This is a genomic window from Vogesella sp. EB, from assembly GCF_001037925.1.
GTDB lineage: Bacteria > Pseudomonadota > Gammaproteobacteria > Burkholderiales > Chromobacteriaceae > Vogesella > Vogesella indigofera.
This window is the reverse complement of sequence record NZ_LFDT01000042.1, coordinates 1-19,079: the sequence shown is the minus strand read 5'-3', so window position 1 is coordinate 19,079 and position 19,079 is coordinate 1. Positions and strand designations below refer to the sequence as shown.

Here is a 19,079-nt window from a genome sequence, read left to right as displayed (position 1 = left end):
ACAGCTTCTATCCGATTGCCATTCACCGTGACGCGCTTTAACTGACAGCAACGCCCCTCGCTATGGTCCCCTTGTGCCAAGGAGGAACTCGCCTGAGCTGCTCCTTCATTGCTTGAACAGCTCGTCTGCCAAGGGCATTGCTCAGCAGTGCGCTATCCTGCTACGGAAGATATCGCAACAACCCGTCCAAACCGTTACAGCAGCCGGTTGAGCAGGCGGTCGAGGTGGATGCGTTTGAGGCGGCCGAGCAGGGTTTTGACTGCGGCTGGATAGTCGCGCAGCGTTTCCAGCTGGCGATAGTGTTGCAGTAGCCTGGTGTGATGGCGGATGTTGTCGAGCTCGGCGGCGGTTTGCTGCCGTAGCTGGCCGGCGGGGTCATGCAGCAGCAGGCCGTTCTCGAGGTCGAGACGGAAGGCGCGCGGGTTGAGGTTGTTGCCGGTGACCAGCTGCCAGGCCTGGTCGACCCAAATGCCCTTCAGGTGGTAGCTGTTGTGCTCGTGCTGCCACAGGCGCAGCTGCAGCTTGCCCTGCGCGATCGCGCTCTGGTTGCGTTTGGCAAAGCGGCGCAGATTGCTCTCGTACAGGTAAGGTAGCGCCGAAATGACGCGGAATGGCTCGCTGGGCGGGATGTAGAAGTCGTTGGCGGTCTTGTCGCCGACGATGATCTCGACCTGCAGTCCGTTCCTGATCTGTTTTTGCAGGATGCGCAGGATGCTTTTCGGCGGATTGAAGTAGGGCGTGCACAGGGTGATGCGCTGCTGGGCGCTGCCCAGCAGCTGTTCGATACGCTGGTTGAAATGGTTGTCCTTGCCGACGCCGCTCAGCGGCGTGATGCTGATGCGGCCGCGCTCGGCGGTTGTCGGCGCCGGCAGGTAGTCGTAGCCGGCCAGTCGTTGCCGCAACGACTTGATGTCGTCCTTGCCGGGGCGCGGCAGGCCGGCGACATCCAGGCGTTGCACACTGGGGGAGGGCAGCAGCTGCTGGCACAGGTAGTGCGAAAAGCTGTCGGCCAGCTTGCGGTCCCGGATCAGGTGGTAACGGTCGAAGCGGTAGCGCTCACCGACATGCAGGTAGACATTGTTGAGGCTGGCGCCGCTGTAAATCAGCCAGTCGTCGATCACGAAGCCCTTCAGGTGCAGCACGCCGAACAGCTCCCGCGTCTGTACCGGCACGCCGTAGATGGGCACCTGCTCACGGCCGAAACGTGCGCTGAGCTCTTGGTACCACTGCGCATTGCCGGCTTGCTTGCCGGCGCCGATCAGGCCGCGCCGCGCGCGGTGAAAATCGACAAACACCCGGATGTCCAGCTGCGGCCGTTGCTGCTTGGCCTGATGCAGTGCCAGCAGGATCGACTCGCCGCCTTCGTCGTGCTGCAGGTACAGGCTGCACAGGTGGATACGCTGCTGTGCCTGCGCAATCTGCAGCAGCAGTTGCTGATGAAAGCTCTTGGCGTCGTGCAGCACATGGATGTTGGCCGCATCAACGGCAAAGCCGTTGCCGGCGGGTGCCGGACGGCGGGATGAAAAAAGCGGCATGCTGGCGAGTGAAGTCCGTGAAGGTTGCTGTTGCCATTGTGAATGAAAAAAGGCCGGAATGTTCCGGCCTTTTTGCTTGCGTGGCGCTTATTTGCGGGTCTTGAATTCCTGCCACAGGCGGGTGGTCAGGCGTTGGATTTTCGGATCCATCGGCAGCATCACGAAGCTCTTGGCCATCACTTCCTTGCTCGGGAAGATCGACGGGTTGGCCAGGTTGGCCTTGTCGATGAACTTGCGTGCCGGCAGGCTGCCCGGCGCGTAGGTCACGGCATTGGCGTTGGCCGCAGCCACCTTGGCGTCCAGGCTGTAGTTGATGAACTTGTAGGCATTGTCGGCGTTCTTGGCGTCCTTCGGGATCACCATGCTGTCGATCCAGATGCCGACGCCTTCTTTCGGCACCAGTGCCTGCACCTTGACGCCGCTCTTCACTTCCATCGCGCGGGTACGGGCGATGTTGATGTCGCCGCCGTAGCCCAGCACCAGGCACAGCGAGCCGCCGGACAGTTCATTGATGTAGCCGGAGGAGGAGAAGCGGGTCACGTGCGGACGGATGCTTTTCAGCAAATCGGCTGCGGCGCGGTAGTCGGCTTCGCTCTTGCTGGCCGGGTCCTTGCCCATGTAGTGCAGCACGATCGGGAACACTTCCGCCGGGGAGTCGAGCATGCTCACGCCGCAGCTTTTCAGCTTGGCCGCGTATTCAGGCTTGAACAGCATGTCCCACTGGTTGGCCGGCAGCTTGCCGCCCAGTGCCTTGGTGGCGCGGTCGGTGTTGATGCCGATGGTGTTGATGCCCCAGAAGTACGGTACCGCGAACTTGTTGCCCGGATCGAACTTGGTCATCAGCTTCATCAGCTCCGGGTCCAGGTCCTTGTAGTTCGGCAGCTTGCTCTTGTCCAGCGGCAGGTACAGGTTGGCCTGGATCTGCTTGGCAAGGAAGGTGTTGGACGGCACGACGATGTCGTAGCCGGATTTGCCGGTCAGCATCTTGGCCTGCAGGATCTCGTTACTGTCGTAGACGTCGTAACGGACCTTGACGCCGGTTGCCTTCTGGAAGCCGGGGATGGTGCTTTCTGCGATGTAATCCGACCAGTTGTAGATGTTCAGTTCGTTGCTGGCAGCGACGGCGCTACCGGCGTAGGCGGCGCTGATGGTGCCCAGAAGCAGGGTGCGGGCAAATCGTTTCATTCAAGTTTCTCCTGGCGATGCGGTTCAGGTAATCGAACACGTTATTTTGACTGCAAAACGCTACTTAAAACCAGTGCTTATTAAACCCCCGCCGCCGGCCGGCAGGCAAGCCGCGACATGCGGCTGCCGGCTCAGGCCTGCTGCAGTAACTGCTGGCGTTCCCATGGTGTAATGGTACGCGCGAATGTCTGCCATTCAACCTCTTTCAGTGCACAAAAGCTGGCCACGAACTGCGGATGCAGCAGCGGGTGCAGCGCCGCTTCGTCGCGCAGGGCAGCGATCGCCTGCGGCAGGCTGGTGGGCAAGGTGGCCGCCATGCCGTAGGCACTGCCGGACAGCGGCGCGCTGGGTGCAATGGCCTGCTCCATGCCAAGCAAGCCGCAGGCCAGCGTGGCGGCCATGGCGAGGTAGGGATTGCAGTCCATGCCGGGCAGGCGGTTTTCCACGCGTCGCGCCGCCGGGGTACTGTCCGGCACGCGCAGGCCGCAGCTGCGGTTGTCGATGCCCCACTCGACATTGATCGGCGCCGCGCTGTGCGGGCTCAGCCTACGGTAGGCGTTGGGGTTGGCCGCCAGCAGCAGCATCGCCGCCGGCAGGTAGCGCTGCAGGCCGCCCAGGTAATGCCCGAAGCGCGGCGCGGCGCTGCCGTCCGGCAGGCTGAACAGGTTGTGGCCGTGGGCATCGATCAGGCTCTGGTGGATGTGCATCGCACTGCCGGCATCGTCGGCAAACGGCTTGGCCATGAAGGTGGCCAGCAGGCCGTGGCGTGCGGCCAACGTTTTGGCGCTGCGCTTGAACAGGAACACCTGGTCGGCCAGTGCCAGCGCGTCGCCGTGTTGCAGGTTGAGCTCGAACTGGCCATTGCCGACCTCGCCGAGCATGGTGTCGCTGGCGATGTGCTGCTGTGCGCACAGCTGCTCCAGCTCGGCAAAGAAGGCGGCGTGGGCCGGCGCCTGATCCACGCTGTACGGCTGGCGCGTAGGGTTGACTGGCTGGCCGTCGGCGGCAAGCAGGTAGAACTCGATCTCGGGTGCGACCACCGGTTGCCAGCCTTGCTGCCGGTAGGCGGCCAGCACGCGCTGCAGTACGTTGCGCGGCGCGAACGGGATCGGCTCGCCATCGGCGTCGAGGCAGTCGTGGATCAGCTGCGCGATGCGCTGGCCGTTGCCACTGTCCGGCTTCAGGCACAGGGTGCGCGGGTCGGCGCGCAGGCGCATGTCGGGGTCGCTGTCGGCGACCAGTTGCTGTTGCGGGTCGCCGTCCAGGGTCTGGATCAGGCTGACTTGCGGGAAGCGCTGTTCGGCGCTGTCGAGATAACTGTGGCAGGGAATGAGTTTGCCGCGCGCCTGGCCGTTGAGATCGGGAAACAGGCATTCGATGTGGCTGATGCGCTGGGCGCTCAGCCATTGCTGCAGATCGGACATGTCAGATACCTTTGCTGCGTGAGTTGTCGGGAGGCGGACAATTCAGCGCGGGCGGCCGTAGGTACTGAGCGGCTGCTCAAAGACGCCCAGCGGCAGCCGGATCTGGCGGGCGGCAACGGGCGTGGTGCAGCAATAGGGCATCGTGGACTCCGGGTGGCGGGTCGTGTGTCTATTTTTTTAACCCAAAAATCGCAAAAACGTCAATTTTATTTAACGATGGTCGCTGGTGGTGAGCGCTGGCGCCACACCTTGCTCATGGCGGCTACCGGCAAAATGTGCAAAAATCCGGTCAACTAACGATATTGCAGGTTTTGTCATGCTGGACCGGGACGGATACCGCCCCAATGTCGGAATCATCCTCGTCAATCATCATAACGAGGTGTTCTGGGGCAAGCGCGTGCGCGAGCATTCGTGGCAGTTTCCACAGGGCGGCATCAAGCCGGGTGAAAGCCCGGAAGCCGCCATGTATCGCGAACTGGAAGAAGAAGTCGGCCTGTTGCCGCAGCACGTCAAGATTCTGGGGCGTACCCGTGACTGGCTGCGCTACGACGTGCCCACCAACTGGGTACGCCGCGAGTGGCGCGGCAGCTATCGCGGCCAGAAGCAGATCTGGTTCCTGTTGCGGCTCACCGGCCGCGATTGCGACGTGTGCCTGCGCGCCACCAACCATCCGGAGTTCGACGGCTGGCGCTGGAGCGACTACTGGGAACCGATCGACAATGTGATCGAATTCAAGCGCGACGTGTACGAGCGCGCGCTCACCGAGCTGATGCGCTTCATCAAGGGCGTGGAAAGCCGTGGCGAATATCTGGGGCGGGTGGCCGGCAGCCGGCACCGGCAACCGGACGGGAGCTAATCCTTGAGAAATCCGATGCCTTCGCGGCCACGCACTGCATTTGCAGGCGTGGCCGTTGTTGCTGCCTGGTCGGCATGGCAGCCGGCCGACGTCGCGGTGTGGTGGATGGAGGCGCTGCCGGCGGTGCTGGGCCTGCCGCTGGTCTGGCTGCTGTGGCAGCGTTTTCCGTGGACAAGGTTGGCCGCATGGGCGATGGCGCTGCACGCGGTGGTGCTGCTGGTCGGCGCGCACTACACCTATGCCGAAACCCCGCTCGGCTTCTGGCTGCAGGATGCCTTCGACTTCAGCCGCAACCACTACGACCGCATCGGCCATATCGCGCAGGGCTTCTTCCCGGCGCTGCTGGCGCGCGAGGTGCTCAGCCGCAAGACGCCATTGCGTGGCGGCTGGCTGGTCTTTCTCGCCACCTGCTTCTGCCTGGCCTTCTCCGCGCTGTACGAGCTGATCGAATGGTGGGCGGCGCTGGCGCTGGGCGCCGGTGCCGATGCCTTTCTCGCCACCCAGGGCGACCCGTGGGATACGCAGTGGGACATGTTCCTGGCCCTGTGCGGCGCCGTGCTGGCGCAACTCATTCTGACGCCGACCCACAACCGGCAGCTGGCCGCGTTGCGCGCGGCGCGCTACTGAATCTCTGAATAGACAAGCCATGACACAACAGAATTACGACGAATCCTCGGTCCGGGTACTCAAGGGGCTGGAGCCGGTCAAAGAACGACCCGGCATGTACACCCGTACCACCGACCCCACCCATATCTGCCAGGAAGTGATCGACAACGCCGCTGACGAGGCGCTGGGCGGCTTTGCGCGCAAGATCGCGGTCACCGTGCACCAGGACGGCTCGCTGAGCGTGGAAGACGACGGCCGCGGCATCCCGGTCGGCCTGCATCCGCAGGAAGGCGTACCGGTGGTGGAACTGGTGTTCACCCGCCTGCACGCCGGCGGCAAGTTCAACAAGAAGGACGGCGGCGCCTACGCCTTCTCCGGTGGTCTGCACGGCGTCGGCGTGTCGGTGACCAACGCGCTGTCGACGCGGCTGGAAGTCGAGGTCAAGCGCGAGGGCGGTGTGCACCGCCTGGTGTTTGCCGGCGGCGACGTGATCGAGCCGCTGGCGCGCGTCGGCGACTGCGGCCCGCGCACCAGCGGCACCCGCGTGCGGGTGTGGCCGGACGGCAAGTATTTCGAAACGCCGCGCTACTCGCTGGCGGAGCTGGAGCGCCTGCTGCGCGCCAAGGCGGTGCTGCTGCCCGGCGTGGCGGTGACGCTGACGGTGGAGCGCCCGGGTGGCGACGAGGTCAAGGTGTGGCAATACCCGGAAGGGCTGAAAAGCTACCTCGCCGAGCTGTGCAACGGCGACGAGCCGGTGGCGCCGCTGTTCGCCAGCGAGGCCTTCATCGGTGACGAGCACGAGCAGTTCGCCCGCGGCGAGGGCGTGCAATGGGCGATGGCGTGGTTCGAGGACGGCGCCAGCGGCGAGAGCTACGTCAACCTGATCCCGACCCCGTCCGGCGGCACCCACGAGGCCGGCCTGCGCGCCGGCGTGTTCGAGGCGGTGAAGAGCTTCATCGACCACCACAACCTGCTGCCGCGCGGCGTGAAAATCATGGCCGAGGACGTGTGGAGCCGCGTGCGTTTCGTGCTGTCGGCGCGGGTGCTCGATCCGCAGTTCCAGGGCCAGACCAAGGACAAGCTCACCAGCCGCGACGCGCTGAAGCTGATCTCCGGCCTCGCCCGCGATCCGGTGGAACTGTGGCTGAACCAGCACGTGGAAGCCGGCAAGAAGATCGCCGAGCTGGCCATCCGCCAGGCGCAGAGCCGCCTCAAATCCGTGAAGAAGGTGGAAAAGAAAAAAGGCTCCGGCGTGGCGGTGCTGCCGGGCAAGCTCACCGACTGCGAGAGCGAGGACATCGAGCGCAACGAGCTGTTCCTGGTGGAGGGCGACTCCGCCGGCGGCTCGGCCAAGCTGGCGCGCGACAAGGAATACCAGGCCATCCTGCCGCTGCGCGGCAAGGTGCTCAACAGCTGGGAGACCGACCGTGACCAGCTGTTCTCCAACGCCGAGATCCACGACATGGCGGTGGCCATCGGCGTCGATCCGCACGGCGTCGACGACACGCCGGACCTGTCCGGCCTGCGCTACGGCAAGATCGCCATCCTGTCCGACGCCGACGTCGACGGCTCGCACATCCAGGTGCTGCTGCTGACGCTGTTCTTCCGCCACTTCCCGCGCCTGATCGACAACGGCAACATCTACATCGCCCAGCCGCCGCTGTTCCGCGTCGACGTGCCGGGTCAGGGCAAGAACCGTCCGCCGCGCAAGCTGTACGCGCTGGACGAAGGCGAGATGACCGCCATCCTCGACCGCCTGCGCAGCGAGGGGGTGAAGGAAAACGCGTGGAGCATCTCGCGCTTCAAGGGTCTGGGCGAAATGAACCCGGAGCAGCTCAAGGACACCACCATGAACCCGGATACCCGCCGCCTGTCGCGAGTGCGGGTGCGCGCCGGTGCCTTTGCCGAAACGCGCGACATGTTCGTGATGCTGATGGGCAAGGGCGAGGCCTCCAGCCGCCGCAGCTGGATGGAAGCCAAGGGCAACGAGGTCGAAGCCGACATCTGAGCCGGTAGTACATCGCCAAGGTTGGCCGCAACCCCGTCCGGGCTTGCGGCCTTTTTGTTGCGGCCAACCTTGTGTGGCGACGGCTTGGTGCTAGCGGCGGCGGGGCTGGCTACAATTCGGCTATAGCCACCCACGAGAAGCATCATGTCCCGTCTGCTTTACCTGCAGTCCGGCGGCCCCACCGCCGTGCTCAACCGCTCCGCCCAAGGCGTGATCGAAGCCGCGCGCGCGCAGGGCGTGGCGGTGTGTGCCGCCGCCGACGGCCTCGCCGGGCTGCGTGCCGGGCGGCTGCTGGATCTGGACGCCGCCAGCGCCGCCGATATCGCCCGCCTCGGCAGCCTGCCGGGCGCCGCGTTCGGCAGCAGCCGCGACATCCTGGCGCCGTTCGCGGACGATGCCGCCGGCTGGCAGCAACTGGCCGAGGTGCTGCATCGCTTCGACATCGGCCAGGTGCTGCTCAACGGCGGCAACGGCTCTATGGAGACGGCACGGCGGTTGCAGCAGCTGGGCGAGCGTTTCGCGCTGCCGCTGCAGGTGGTCGGCATCCCGAAGACCATCGACAACGATCTGGAAGGCACCGATTTCAGCCCCGGCTATCCGTCGGCGGCGAAGTATCTGGCCAGCAGCCTGCGCGAGGTGACGCTGGACGTGCGCAGCATGGCGCAGCAGCGGGTGTTCATCATGGAGACCATGGGTCGTCACGTCGGCTGGCTGACCGCGGCCTGCGCGCTGGCGGCCTTGCCGGGCGAGGCGGGGCCGCTGTTGCTGCTGCCGGAGGTGGCGTTTGACGAGGCACGGCTGCTGGCGGCGGTGCGACAGCGGCTGGCGGCCAGTGGCTGCTGCGTGATCGCGGTGTCGGAAGGGCTGCGCCATGCCGACGGCCGTTTCGTGGCGCAACTGCACGCCGATGCGGTGTACGGCCACGAGCACCTCGGCGGTGCCGGCATGTGGCTGGCGCAACGGCTGCAACAGCAGCTGGGGGTGAAGGCGCACGTGGCGCTGGTGGACTGCCTGCAGCGCGCGGCGCGGCATCTGGTATCGGCGGTGGACGCGCAGCAGGCTTACCGGCTGGGACAACAGGCGGTGACGACGGCGCTGGCCGGGCAGGGCGGGGTGATGCTGGGCTTGCAGCGGCAGCAGGGCGCCAGCGGCACCGACTGGCAAGTGTCGCCGCTGCCGCTGGCGGCGGTCGCCAACCGCGAACGCGCGCTGCCGGCGGACTTCATCGCCGCCGACGGGCTGGCGGTGACGCCGGCGTTTGTCGCCTATTTGCGGCCGCTGCTGCAGGGTGAACAAGCGCTGGCCTTTGTCGACGGCCTGCCGGACTTGCGCTGTCCGGCGTGGCCGCCGCTGCTGCCCTGATGTTGCGCGGTGCTTAGGCCTGCGCGGTGGCGTTCAGCCTCGCGCGCAGGCGCTTGGTGACGTTCACCATCGCCTGCAGCGCGGCTTCGGTTTCCGGCCAGCCACGTGTCTTCAGGCCGCAGTCTGGGTTCACCCACAGCCGTTCGGCCGGGATCACCTGCAGCGCCTTGGCCAGCAGCTTGTCCAGCTCGGCCTCGGTCGGGATGCGCGGGCTGTGGATGTCGTATACGCCCGGCCCGATCTCGTTCGGGTACTGGAAGCTGCCGAAGTCGCGCAGCAATTCCATGTCCGAGCGCGAGGTTTCGATGGTGATCACGTCGGCGTCGAGCGCGGCGATCGCCGACAGGATGTCGCCGAATTCCGAGTAGCACATGTGGGTGTGGATCTGGGTGCTGTCGTCGACGCCGGCGCAGGACAGACGGAACGCTTCGCCGGCCCAGGCGAGATACGCATCCCAGTCGCCGCGCTGCAGCGGCAGGCCTTCACGCACCGCCGGCTCGTCGATCTGGATCACCTTGATGCCGGCGTTTTCCAGATCCAGCACCTCGTCGTTGATCGCCAGCGCGATCTGGCGGCACACCGCGCTGCGCGGCAGGTCGTTGCGCACGAAGCTCCACTGCAGGATGGTGACCGGGCCGGTGAGCATGCCCTTCACCGGGCGCGGCGACAGGCTCTGCGCGTACACCGCCCAGCGCACCGTCATCGGCGTTGGTCGCGCCACGTCGCCGTAGATGACGGGCGGCTTCACGCAGCGGCTGCCGTAGCTCTGCACCCAGCCGTATTCGGTGAAGGCGAAGCCGGCCAGCTGCTCGCCGAAGTACTCCACCATGTCGTTGCGCTCCGCCTCGCCGTGCACCAGCACGTCGATGTCGAGCTGCTCCTGCTTGCGGATCACCAGTTCGATCTCCGCCTTCATCGCCGCTTCGTAGCTGGCGGCATCGAGTTCGCCACGCTTGAACGCGGCGCGCGCGGCGCGGATTTCGGCGGTCTGCGGGAAGGAGCCGATGGTGGTGGTCGGCAGCAGCGGCAGCTTGAGCCAGGCGTGCTGCAACGGCGCGCGCTGCGCGAACGGGCTGGCGCGGCGGTCGCTGCCGGCCGGCAGTGCGGCCAACCTTTGTGCCACCTCGGCGCGGTGGATGCGCGGGCTGCTGCGGCGCTGCTCGCGGGCGTAGTTGCTGGCCGCCAGCTCGTTCTCGATGCTGGCGCGCCCCTGTTGCAGGCCGCGCTTGAGCAGCTTCAGTTCGTTCAGCTTCTGCACCGCGAACGCGAGCCAGCTCTTGAGATCCACGTCCAGCTTGATTTCCTGCGCCAGATCGAACGGGCTGTGCAGCAGCGAGCAGCTCGGCGCCAGCCACAGCCGTTCGCCCAGCTGCGCGTGCAAGGCTTCGGCCTGCTGCAGCACCGCGTCGAGGTCGGCACGCCAGATGTTGCGGCCGTCGATGACACCGGCGGACAGGATCTTGTCTTGCGGCCAACCTTGTACAAATGCCGCCGCCTGTTGCGGCGCGCGCACCAGATCCAGGTGCAGGCCGGCCACCGGCAGCGCCTTCAGCAGTTCGGCGTGCTCCGCCACGCTGCCGAAGTAGGTGGCCAGCAGCAGTTGCAGCGGGCTGGCCGCCAGCTCGGCGTAGGCGGGGGCGAACGCCGCCAGCCACTCGGCCGGCAGGTCCAGCGCCAGGATCGGTTCGTCCAGCTGCACCCAGTCTACTTTTGCGGCATTGAGGGCCGCGAGCAGGTCCTGATAGGTTTGCAGCAGCGCCGGCAGCAGTGTCAGGCGGTCGAAGGCGGCGCCCTTGCACTTGCCCAGCCACAGCAGCGTCAGCGGCCCGATCAGCACCGGCTTGCTCTTGATGCCCAGCGCCTGCGCCTCGGCGATCTGTGCCAACAGCGGCGCCGGGTTGGCCGCAAAGGCGGTGTCGGCGTGCCACTCCGGGACCAGGTAGTGGTAGTTGCTGTCGAACCACTTGGTCATCTCGATGGCGTGCTGGCTGCTGTTGCCGCGTGCCAGCTGGAAATACTGCGCGCTGGACAGCTTGGCCGCATCGAAGCCGAAGCGGCGAGGGATGGCGCCGACCAGTACCTGTGCGTCGAGCACGTGGTCGTACAGCGAGAAGTCGCCGACCGGGCTGATGTCGAGGCCGGCGCCTTTTTGCAGCAGCCAGTGCTTCTGGCGCAGCTCGCGCGCGCCGGCCTGCAGCGCGGCGTCGTCGATTTCGTTTTTCCAGAACTTCTCGACCAGGAATTTCAGTTCGCGCTTGGCGCCGATGCGGGGGAAGCCGGAAAGATGAATAGTGCTCATGTTGATGTCTTTCTGTATGAAATTTGTGCATTGATCATGCGATAATCATCGACATGAGACAAATTCATTATTTTGCTACTTCACATGAGGCTGATTCATGAGCCAGAGCCTGCTGGAACTACGCCACCTGAAGACGCTGCTGGCGCTGGCCGACACCGGCAGCGTGTCGCAGGCGGCGAAACGGGTGTTCCTGACGCAATCGGCGCTGTCGCACCAGATCAAGGCGCTGGAGGAGCACTACGGCCTCAGCCTGTTCGAGCGCAAGACGCAGCCGCTGCGGCTGACGCCGGCCGGCGAGCGCCTGCTGCTGCTGGCGCGCGAGGTGCACGCCCGCATCAGCGCCGCCGAGCGCGATCTGGCGCGGCTGCGCGAGGGCGAGGCCGGCGAGTTGCGCATCGCGGTGGAGTGCCATACCTGCTTCGACTGGCTGATGCCGGCGATGGACAGCTTCCGCCAGCACTGGCCGGCGGTGGAGCTGGACATCGTCTCCGGCTTTCATACCGACCCGGTGGGCCTGCTGCTGACCGGGCGAGCCGATCTGGCGATCGTGTCGGAGGCCGAGGCGCATCCCGGCGTCGCGCACCAGCCACTGTTCGGTTACGAGATGGTGGCCATCGCCGCCCACGATCACCCGCTGGCGGCAAAGAAGGTGTGGCACGCCGAAGATTTTGCCGCCGAGACGCTGATCAGCTACCCGGTGCCGGACGCGATGCTGGACCTGGTGCGCAAGGTGCTGAAGCCGGCCGGCATCAACCCGGCGCGGCGCACCTCGGAGCTGACCATCGCCATCATCCAGCTGGTGGCCAGCCGCCGCGGTGTGGCGGCGCTGCCGTTCTGGGCGGTGAAGCCGTATCTGGAGCGCGGCTACGTCAGCGCCGCGCGCATCGGCGAGGCCGGCCTGCACAGCGAGCTGTACGCCGCGCTGCGCAGCGACGACGCCAACCTGGCCTATATGCACGACTTCCTCGCCACGGTGCGCGAGCAGAGCTTCGCCACCTTGCCGGGGCTGAGTGTGCTGGATTGACATGACTGCGGCCAACCTTGCGCCAGTCGCGCAAGGTTGGCCGCAAGGCGTTAGCTCGTTAACGCCGCAGCAGCGCCTTTTCCGCCTCGATCAGCAGGAAGGCGAGCACGCCGCTGGCCGCGATCAGCCCCCAGTGCATAAGCGCCGGCGAGGCGGTGCCGAACAGGGTGTGCAGCCACGGCACGTAGCTGAACGCCAGCTGCAGCAGCAGCAGGATGGCCACGCACCACAGCGCGATGCGGTTGCCGCCCAGCACGCGCAGCGTCAGCGCGCTGCTGTGCTGGTGACGGCTGTTGAACAGGTAGGCGATCTCGATCGCCACCATGCTGTTCACCGCCAGCGTGCTGGCCAGCGCCTGCGAGTGGCCGCCGTCCAGCGCCCACAGGTACAGCGCGAACGGCAGCGCCACCATCAGCGCGCCGACAAAGGCCAGCCGCCACACGAACAGCGCGTCGATCAGCCCGGCCTGCGGCGGCCGAGGCGGGCGCCGCATCACGCCGTGCTCGGTCGGCTCGAAGGCGAAGGCCAGCGCCAGCGTCACCGCCGACACCATGTTCACCCACAGGATCTGCACCGGGCTGATCGGCAGCGCCACGCCGAACAGGATGGCGGCAATGATGATGGCGGCCTGGCCGACGTTGGTGGGCAGGATGAACAGGATCGCCTTTTTCAGGTTGTCGTATACGGTGCGGCCCTCGCGCACCGCCAGCGCCAGCGTGGCGAAATTGTCGTCGGTGATCACCATCTCCGCTGCCTCCTTGGCCGCCTCGGTGCCCTTGCCACCCATGGCGACGCCGACGTCGGCCTGTTTCAGCGCCGGGGCGTCGTTGACGCCGTCGCCGGTCATCGCCACCACCTCGCCGTTGTGCTTCAGCGCGGCGATCAGGCGCAGCTTGTGTTCCGGGCTGGCGCGGGCGAACACGTCGATGTCGCGCACCGCCAGCGCCAGCGCCGCGTCGTCCAGCGCGTCGATGTCGCTGCCGCTCAGTGCGCGCAGGCCGTCGCCGATGCCGAGACGGCCGCCGATGGCGGCGGCGGTGCCGGCGTGGTCGCCGGTGATCATCTTGATGCGGATGCCGGCGCTCTGGCACAGCGCCACCGCGCGCGCGGCCTCCTCGCGCGGCGGGTCGATCATGCCGACCAGGCCGAGCAGCAGCAGCTGGTCCTCGGTGTCGGCAAAATCCAGCTCGCTGCTGCAGTGCGCCTGGCGCCGTTCGGCGATGGCCAGCACGCGGTAGCCGTCACCGGCCAGCTGTTGCGCCTGCTGCTGCCAGAACGCCAGCTCCAGCCCGGCAATGCCGTGTTCCAGCTGCTGGTGGCTGGCGCGCGCCAGCAGCACCTCCGGCGCGCCCTTGAGCAGGATCAGGCGGTGGCCGTCGTGGTCGTGGTGCAGGGTGGCCATGAAGCGGTGTTCCGATTCGAATGGGATCGCGTCCTGCCGCGGCAGGCTGTGCTGCAGGCTGGCCAGCGGCAGCTGCGCCTTGTGCGCCAGCGTCAGCAGTGCACCTTCGGTGGGGTCGCCGCTGAGTTGCCACTGGCCGGCGACGTGCTGCAGGCTGGCGTCGTTGCACAGCGCCGCGGCGCGCAGCAGCGCGTCGAGCGGGGCGTGCTGGCCGTAGTGCAGCGGCGCGTCGTCGTGGAACAGGCCGCCTTCCGGCGCGTAGCCGACGCCGCTGACGCGCAGCTGGCGGTCGCGGGTGACGATGCGGCCGGCGGTCATCTCGTTGCAGGTCAGGGTGCCGGTCTTGTCGGAGCAGATCACCGTCACCGCGCCCAGCGTCTCCACCGCCGGCAGCTTGCGCATGATGGCGCGCTGGCGGGCCATGCGCTCGACGCCGATCGCCAGCGTGATGGTGACGATGGCGGGCAGCCCTTCCGGAATCGCCGCCACCGCCAGCCCGACGCCGGCCATGAACATGTCCGGCCAGCTGTGGCCGCGCCAGTACACGCCCAGCAGCAGGGTGACGCTGGCCACCAGCAGCGTGGCGCCGGTCAGCCAGCGCGCGAACTGGTCCAGCTGCCGCATCAGCGGCGTGACGTTGTCGCCGACCTCGTCGAGCATCGCGTTGATGCGGCCCAGCTCGGTGTCGCGGCCGGTGGCGATCACCAGCCCGCGCGCCTGGCCGTAGCTGACCAGGGTGCCGGCGTAGGCCATGTTGCGGCGCTCGGCCAGCGGTGTCGCCGCCGGCAGCGCGGCAAAATCCTTGCTCACCGGCAGCGATTCACCGGTCAGCGCCGCCTCGTCGAGGCGCAGCGAGCGACCGTCGAGCAGGCGCAGGTCGGCCGGCACCTTGTCGCCGCTTTGCAGCAGCACGATGTCGCCGGGCACCAGCGTGCTGGCGTCGACATCGTGGCGCTCGCCGTCGCGGATCACCGTCGCCTGCAGCGCCAGCATGTTGCGGATCGCCGCCAGCGCGCTCTCGGCGCGCCCTTCCTGGATGGTGCCGATCACGGCATTGATCAGCACCACGCCGAAGATCACCGCGCTGTCGACGTAGTCGGCCAGCAGCAGGGTGCCGAGCGCGGCAGCGAGCAGCACGTAGATCAGCAGGTTGTGGAATTGCAGCACAAAGCGCAGCCACAGGCTCTTCGCGGCTGGCTGCGGCAGGCTGTTGCGGCCGTAGCGTTGCAGCCGCTCCGCCGCGGCGTGCTGGCTGAGGCCGTCGTCGCTGCTTTGCCAGTGCTGCATCACCTGGGCGGTGTCTTCGGCATGCCAGTGCGGGGCGGGTGTTGCAGGCTTCATGGGCGGGCTATCCTTGAGTGAACTGCACGCAGTGTAGAGTGGCGCGGCCGGTGCATGGTTTCCATGCTGGGACATGTTTTGACGGATCGCAAAGATTGCCGCAAAACTTTGCGCAGCCGGCGGCGTCAATGCGATGATCTGCCCGCTTGGGCATGCTGTTTGCTGATGGCATGTTAACGCCGGCCGTGGTCGGCGTATCGAATAAGAGGAACGCGGTGATGATGAAGAAAATTCTGCTGGTGCTGGATAGCGGCGACAGCGCGCTGCTGGCGCGTGACTATGCGCTGCAGCTGGCCAAACGGCACCAGTGCGCGCTGACGGCGCTGGCGCTGATCGATGGTGCCCCGCTGCTGGAAGGCGAGGCGATGCCGCCGGGGGCGTTCGCCTATCGCGTGGCGCGCGACGCCAGCATGGAGCAGCGCTGGCTGGACAATGCCCGCACCCTGCTCGACAACATGCGCGCGCAGGCCGGCGAGCTGGATGTGGCACTGGCCAGCGTGCTGGCCGAGGACGGCCACCCGGAAGACGAGCTGGTCCGGCACGCGCCGCTGCACGACCTGCTGGTGGTGTCCACCGACAGCCACCTCGGCGAGAGCGAGCGCCCGCACGACAGCCGCTGGCTGGAAAACTACCTGCTGAACCCGGCGCGGCCGATGCTGCTGTTCTCGGCCGATACCGTGCTGCCCGAGCATCCGCGTTGCGTGGTGCTGGCCTACGACGGCAGCCCGTGCGCCGCCCGCGCGCTGCAGCAGTTCGTATTCCTCGGCCTCGCGCATGACCTGCCGCGCAAGGTGATCGCCAACCACACCGATCCGCAGGAAGCCGAGCGTCTGGCCTGCGAAGGCGCCGCCTATCTCGCCAGTCATGGTCTGCCGGCGGAGCCGGTGGCGCTGACCGCGCGCGGTTCCAATTCGCAGATCCTGATCGCCGCCGCCGACAGCCACGGTGCCGCGCTGCTGGTTATGGGCGCCTTCGGCCACAACAGCTGGAAGGAGCGCCTGTTCGGCTCCACCACCCGCACGCTGATGAAGCACTGCCACGTGCCGCTGCTGATGTTCCACTGAGCTGCCGCCGCGGCAACGAAAAAGCCACCGTCAACGGTGGCTTTTTTCATGGCTGGTGTGAGGCAGATGGCTTATTCGCCGTGTTCCAGCCCCAGTTCCTGAATCTTGCGCGTCAGCGTGTTGCGGCCCCAGCCCAGCAGGTTGGCCGCTTCCACCTTGCGCCCGCCGGTGTGGGCGAGGCCGCTCCGGATGCAGGTGCTCTCGAAGCGGGCGGTGAGGTCGTCGATGATGCCGGTTTCGCCGGCGGCCAACCTTTGTGCCACCTCGCGCGCCAGCAGCATGGTCCAGTCGCCCGCAAGCGTCGGCAGCACGCCGCTGCCGTCGGCGGCGAGCGGCAGCTCGATGGCGCCGCCGCTGCCGGCGACCAGCTCGGGGCGGAATTCCGGTGGCAGGTCCTGCATCTCCACCGACTGCCCCGGTGCCATCACCGTGATCCACTGGCACAGGTTTTCCAGCTGGCGCACGTTGCCGGGGAAGGCGTAGTGCTGCACCAGCGCCATCGCCGCCTCGGACAGCCGCTTCGGCTCCACGCCAAGGTTGGCCGCACTGCGCGCCAGGAAGTGGCGCACCAGCAGCGGGATGTCCTCGCTGCGCTCGCGTAGCGGCGGCAGGCGCAGGCGGATCACGTTGAGGCGGTGGAACAGGTCCTCGCGGAACTGGCCGAGCTTGACGCGCTCTTCCAGGTGCTGGTGGGTGGCGGCGATCACGCGCACATTGGCCTTGATCGGGGTGTGGCCGCCGACACGGTAGAAGTGGCCGTCGGACAGCACGCGCAACAGCCGCGTCTGCAGCTCGGTCGGCATGTCGCCGATCTCGTCGAGGAACAGGGTGCCGCCTTCCGCTTCCTCGAAGCGGCCGCGGCGGGTGCCCAGCGCGCCGGTGAAGGCGCCTTTCTCGTGGCCGAACAGCTCCGATTCCAGCAAATCCTTCGGAATGGCCGCGGTGTTGAGCGCGATGAAGGGTTTGGCCGAGCGCACCGAGTGGCGGTGCAGCGCCTCGGCGACGCGCTCCTTGCCGGTGCCGGATTCGCCGGTGATCAGCACCGTGACGCTGGACTGCGACAGGCGGCCGATGGCGCGGAACACGTCCTGCATCGCCGGTGCCTGGCCCAGCAGCGCCGGCATCGCCTCGGCGTCTTCGCTGGCCGCCTCGCTGCTGCGGCTCTCCGCCAGCGCGCGCTCGATCAGCGCCACCGCCTGGTCGACGTCGAACGGCTTGGGCAGGTATTCGAAGGCGCCGCCCTGGAACGCCGCCACCGCCGAGTCGAGATCGGAGTGCGCGGTCATGATGATCACCGGCAGTGCCGGATGCTCCTGCTTCACCTTGCCGAGGAATTTCAGGCCGTCGGTGCCCGGCATGCGGATGTCGCTGATGATCACGCTGGGGGTGGCGTCGTACAGCGCGTTGAGCGCGTCGTCCGCGCTGGAGAAGCTCTGGTAGGCGATACCGCTGCGCGCCAGCGATTTTTCCAGTACCCAGCGAATCGCCTTGTCGTCGTCAATGATCCAGACCGCTTGCGTCATGCTTGTTCGCCTTGAAGTAGTTTTATTGGTCCGGGCCGAATGGCATCAGTACCGTAAAGCAGGTGTTGCCCGGACGGGATTCGAATTCGATGGTGCCGCCGTGCTGGTGTACGAAGGTCTGCGCCAGCGTCAGGCCCAGGCCGGTGCCCTCGGCGCGGCCGGTGACCAGCGGGTAGAACACGTGGTCGCGGATGTCGTCGGGGATGCCGGGGCCGTTGTCGATGACTTGCAATTTCAGTGCCAGGTTGTGGCGCTTGCGGGCGAGGGTGACCTGGCGCGCGACGCGGGTGCGCAGGATGATCTCGCCGTTGCCCTTCATCGCCTGTACCGCGTTCTTGGCGATGTTGAGTACCACCTGGATCAGCTGTTCCTTGTCGGCGGCCAGCATCGGCAGGCTGACGTCGTAGTCGCGGCGTACCGTCAGCCCCTGCGGGTACTCGGCCAGCAGGATGCTGCGCACCCGCTCCAGCACTTCGTGGATGTTGACGTCGCTGGCGATATGGCGGCGGTGCGGTGCCAGCAGGCGGTCGACCAGGTGCTGCAGCCGCAGTGCCTCCTCGCGAATCACGCCGGTGTATTCCAGCAGCTCGGGGCGGTCGGCGATCTCGTGCTCCAGCAGCTGCGCCGCGCCGCGGATGCCGCCGAGCGGGTTCTTGATCTCGTGCGCCAGGTTGCGGATCAGCTCGCGGTTGGCCTGTTGCTGCAGCAGCAGCCGTTCCTCGTTGGCGATGCGCAGCTGCTGGTCGATCGGGCGCAACTCGACCAGTGCCAGCCGCGGCGGGCTGTCGATCGGGGTGACGGTGAGGCCGATGTGCAGCGGGATGTCGCCTTCCGGCATCAGCTCCAGATCGTGCTCGATATAGCTGCCGGCATGATCCAGCGCCATCTGCACCGCGTTCTTCAGCGCGCGCGCGTCATGGAACAGCGCGTACAGCGAGTGCTTCTGCAGCTCCTTGCGGCCAACCTTGAGCAGGCTTTCGCAGGCCGGGTTGGCGAACAGCAGCTGGCCGTTGCGCTCGACGATCATCACCGGCGTTTCCAGCAATTCCAGACCGGCGTACTGCTGCGGATAGTTTTGGTAGGTCATGGTGGGCATTCCACGTTGCTTGTACTGGCTTTAGCAAGAAACAAGCCCGGATGGGCGCGGTCTGGCGACCGCAATGCGGAATAGTTTGCCCTGTTTTGGTGCGTTCGTGTCGCTTTGGTGCTAGTTGCCGTCGCCGGCGTTGCCCAGCTCCTGCTTCAGCGCCGCAATATTGCGCTCGCGGTCGGTGACCGCGTCGCGCAGGCGCTGAAGTTGGGCAGGCGTGGTGCCGGCTTTTTTGCCGGCGTCCTGCAGGCTTTGCCGCGCCTCGCCCAGCGCGCGCTGCTCGTTGTCGAGCTCGGTCTGCAGGATGCGGCGGCGGCCGGCGTCGCGCTGGCGCTGGGTGCCGCTGTCGACCGACGGAAT

General features: G+C 66.8%; 13 protein-coding genes and 1 pseudogene. 6 read left to right on the top strand and 8 right to left on the bottom strand.

The genetic code is table 11. From position 1 onward, the window contains the following. Positions 1-194: 194 nt before the first annotated feature. The 3 genes from pssA to ACG97_RS15910 all read right to left on the bottom strand — a co-directional run bounded on the left by pssA (position 195) and on the right by ACG97_RS15910 (position 4,144). A complete protein-coding gene (gene pssA, locus ACG97_RS15920; RefSeq protein ID WP_047968365.1) occupies positions 195-1,535 on the bottom strand; it encodes a CDP-diacylglycerol--serine O-phosphatidyltransferase in 1,341 nt (446 codons plus the stop codon). Between the two features lie 87 nt (positions 1,536-1,622). Next, a complete protein-coding gene (locus ACG97_RS15915) occupies positions 1,623-2,720 on the bottom strand; it encodes a polyamine ABC transporter substrate-binding protein (RefSeq protein WP_047968364.1) in 1,098 nt (365 codons plus the stop codon). Between the two features lie 131 nt (positions 2,721-2,851). Then, positions 2,852-4,144, bottom strand: a complete 1,293-nt coding sequence (locus ACG97_RS15910) for a glutamine synthetase family protein (protein ID WP_047968363.1) — start codon at positions 4,142-4,144, stop codon at positions 2,852-2,854. A gap of 316 nt (positions 4,145-4,460) precedes the next feature. Between ACG97_RS15910 and ACG97_RS15905 the strand changes: the two genes are divergently transcribed. From ACG97_RS15905 to ACG97_RS15890, 4 genes are all read left to right on the top strand, one after another. Next, entirely contained in the window at positions 4,461-5,000 is a 540-nt protein-coding gene (locus ACG97_RS15905; protein ID WP_047968362.1) for an RNA pyrophosphohydrolase, read from the top strand. A 48-nt stretch (positions 5,001-5,048) separates the two neighbouring features. Next, complete coding sequence (locus ACG97_RS15900; protein ID WP_238377374.1) at positions 5,049-5,627, top strand: DUF2238 domain-containing protein; 579 nt, start codon at positions 5,049-5,051, stop codon at positions 5,625-5,627. A 19-nt stretch (positions 5,628-5,646) separates the two neighbouring features. Further along, positions 5,647-7,614, top strand: coding sequence for a DNA topoisomerase IV subunit B (parE, locus tag ACG97_RS15895; protein ID WP_047968360.1), 1,968 nt, complete (start codon positions 5,647-5,649; stop codon positions 7,612-7,614). A 144-nt stretch (positions 7,615-7,758) separates the two neighbouring features. Continuing rightward, positions 7,759-8,976: a 6-phosphofructokinase gene (locus tag ACG97_RS15890; RefSeq protein WP_082133839.1), complete on the top strand. Its 1,218-nt coding sequence runs from the start codon at positions 7,759-7,761 to the stop codon at positions 8,974-8,976. A 13-nt stretch (positions 8,977-8,989) separates the two neighbouring features. Here the strand turns inward: ACG97_RS15890 and metE are convergent, their stop codons facing one another. Then, the gene (metE, locus tag ACG97_RS15885; protein ID WP_047968359.1) at positions 8,990-11,275 is read right to left on the bottom strand and encodes a 5-methyltetrahydropteroyltriglutamate--homocysteine S-methyltransferase; all 2,286 of its coding nucleotides are present in this window, start codon (positions 11,273-11,275) and stop codon (positions 8,990-8,992) included. A gap of 97 nt (positions 11,276-11,372) precedes the next feature. Between metE and ACG97_RS15880 the strand changes: the two genes are divergently transcribed. Beyond that, positions 11,373-12,299: a LysR family transcriptional regulator gene (locus ACG97_RS15880; protein WP_047968358.1), complete on the top strand. Its 927-nt coding sequence runs from the start codon at positions 11,373-11,375 to the stop codon at positions 12,297-12,299. A gap of 58 nt (positions 12,300-12,357) precedes the next feature. Here the strand turns inward: ACG97_RS15880 and ACG97_RS15875 are convergent, their stop codons facing one another. Further along, a complete protein-coding gene (locus ACG97_RS15875; RefSeq protein ID WP_047968357.1) occupies positions 12,358-15,042 on the bottom strand; it encodes an HAD-IC family P-type ATPase in 2,685 nt (894 codons plus the stop codon). A 218-nt stretch (positions 15,043-15,260) separates the two neighbouring features. On the opposite strand from ACG97_RS15875, the gene ACG97_RS15870 reads away from it, so the two are divergent. Beyond that, positions 15,261-16,106 (top strand): universal stress protein, encoded by an 846-nt coding sequence (locus tag ACG97_RS15870; protein ID WP_162199019.1) that lies wholly within the window; start codon positions 15,261-15,263, stop codon positions 16,104-16,106. Positions 16,107-16,177: 71 nt separating this feature from the next. On the opposite strand, the gene ntrC is transcribed toward ACG97_RS15870, so the two are convergent. The 3 genes and pseudogenes from ntrC to ACG97_RS17800 form a co-directional block, all read right to left on the bottom strand. Further along, complete coding sequence (ntrC, locus tag ACG97_RS15865; protein ID WP_047968355.1) at positions 16,178-17,629, bottom strand: nitrogen regulation protein NR(I); 1,452 nt, start codon at positions 17,627-17,629, stop codon at positions 16,178-16,180. A 22-nt stretch (positions 17,630-17,651) separates the two neighbouring features. Next, entirely contained in the window at positions 17,652-18,716 is a 1,065-nt protein-coding gene (gene glnL, locus ACG97_RS15860) for a nitrogen regulation protein NR(II) (RefSeq protein ID WP_082133840.1), read from the bottom strand. A gap of 120 nt (positions 18,717-18,836) precedes the next feature. Next, positions 18,837-19,079, bottom strand: a pseudogene (locus tag ACG97_RS17800) (DUF4124 domain-containing protein); the annotation flags it as partial.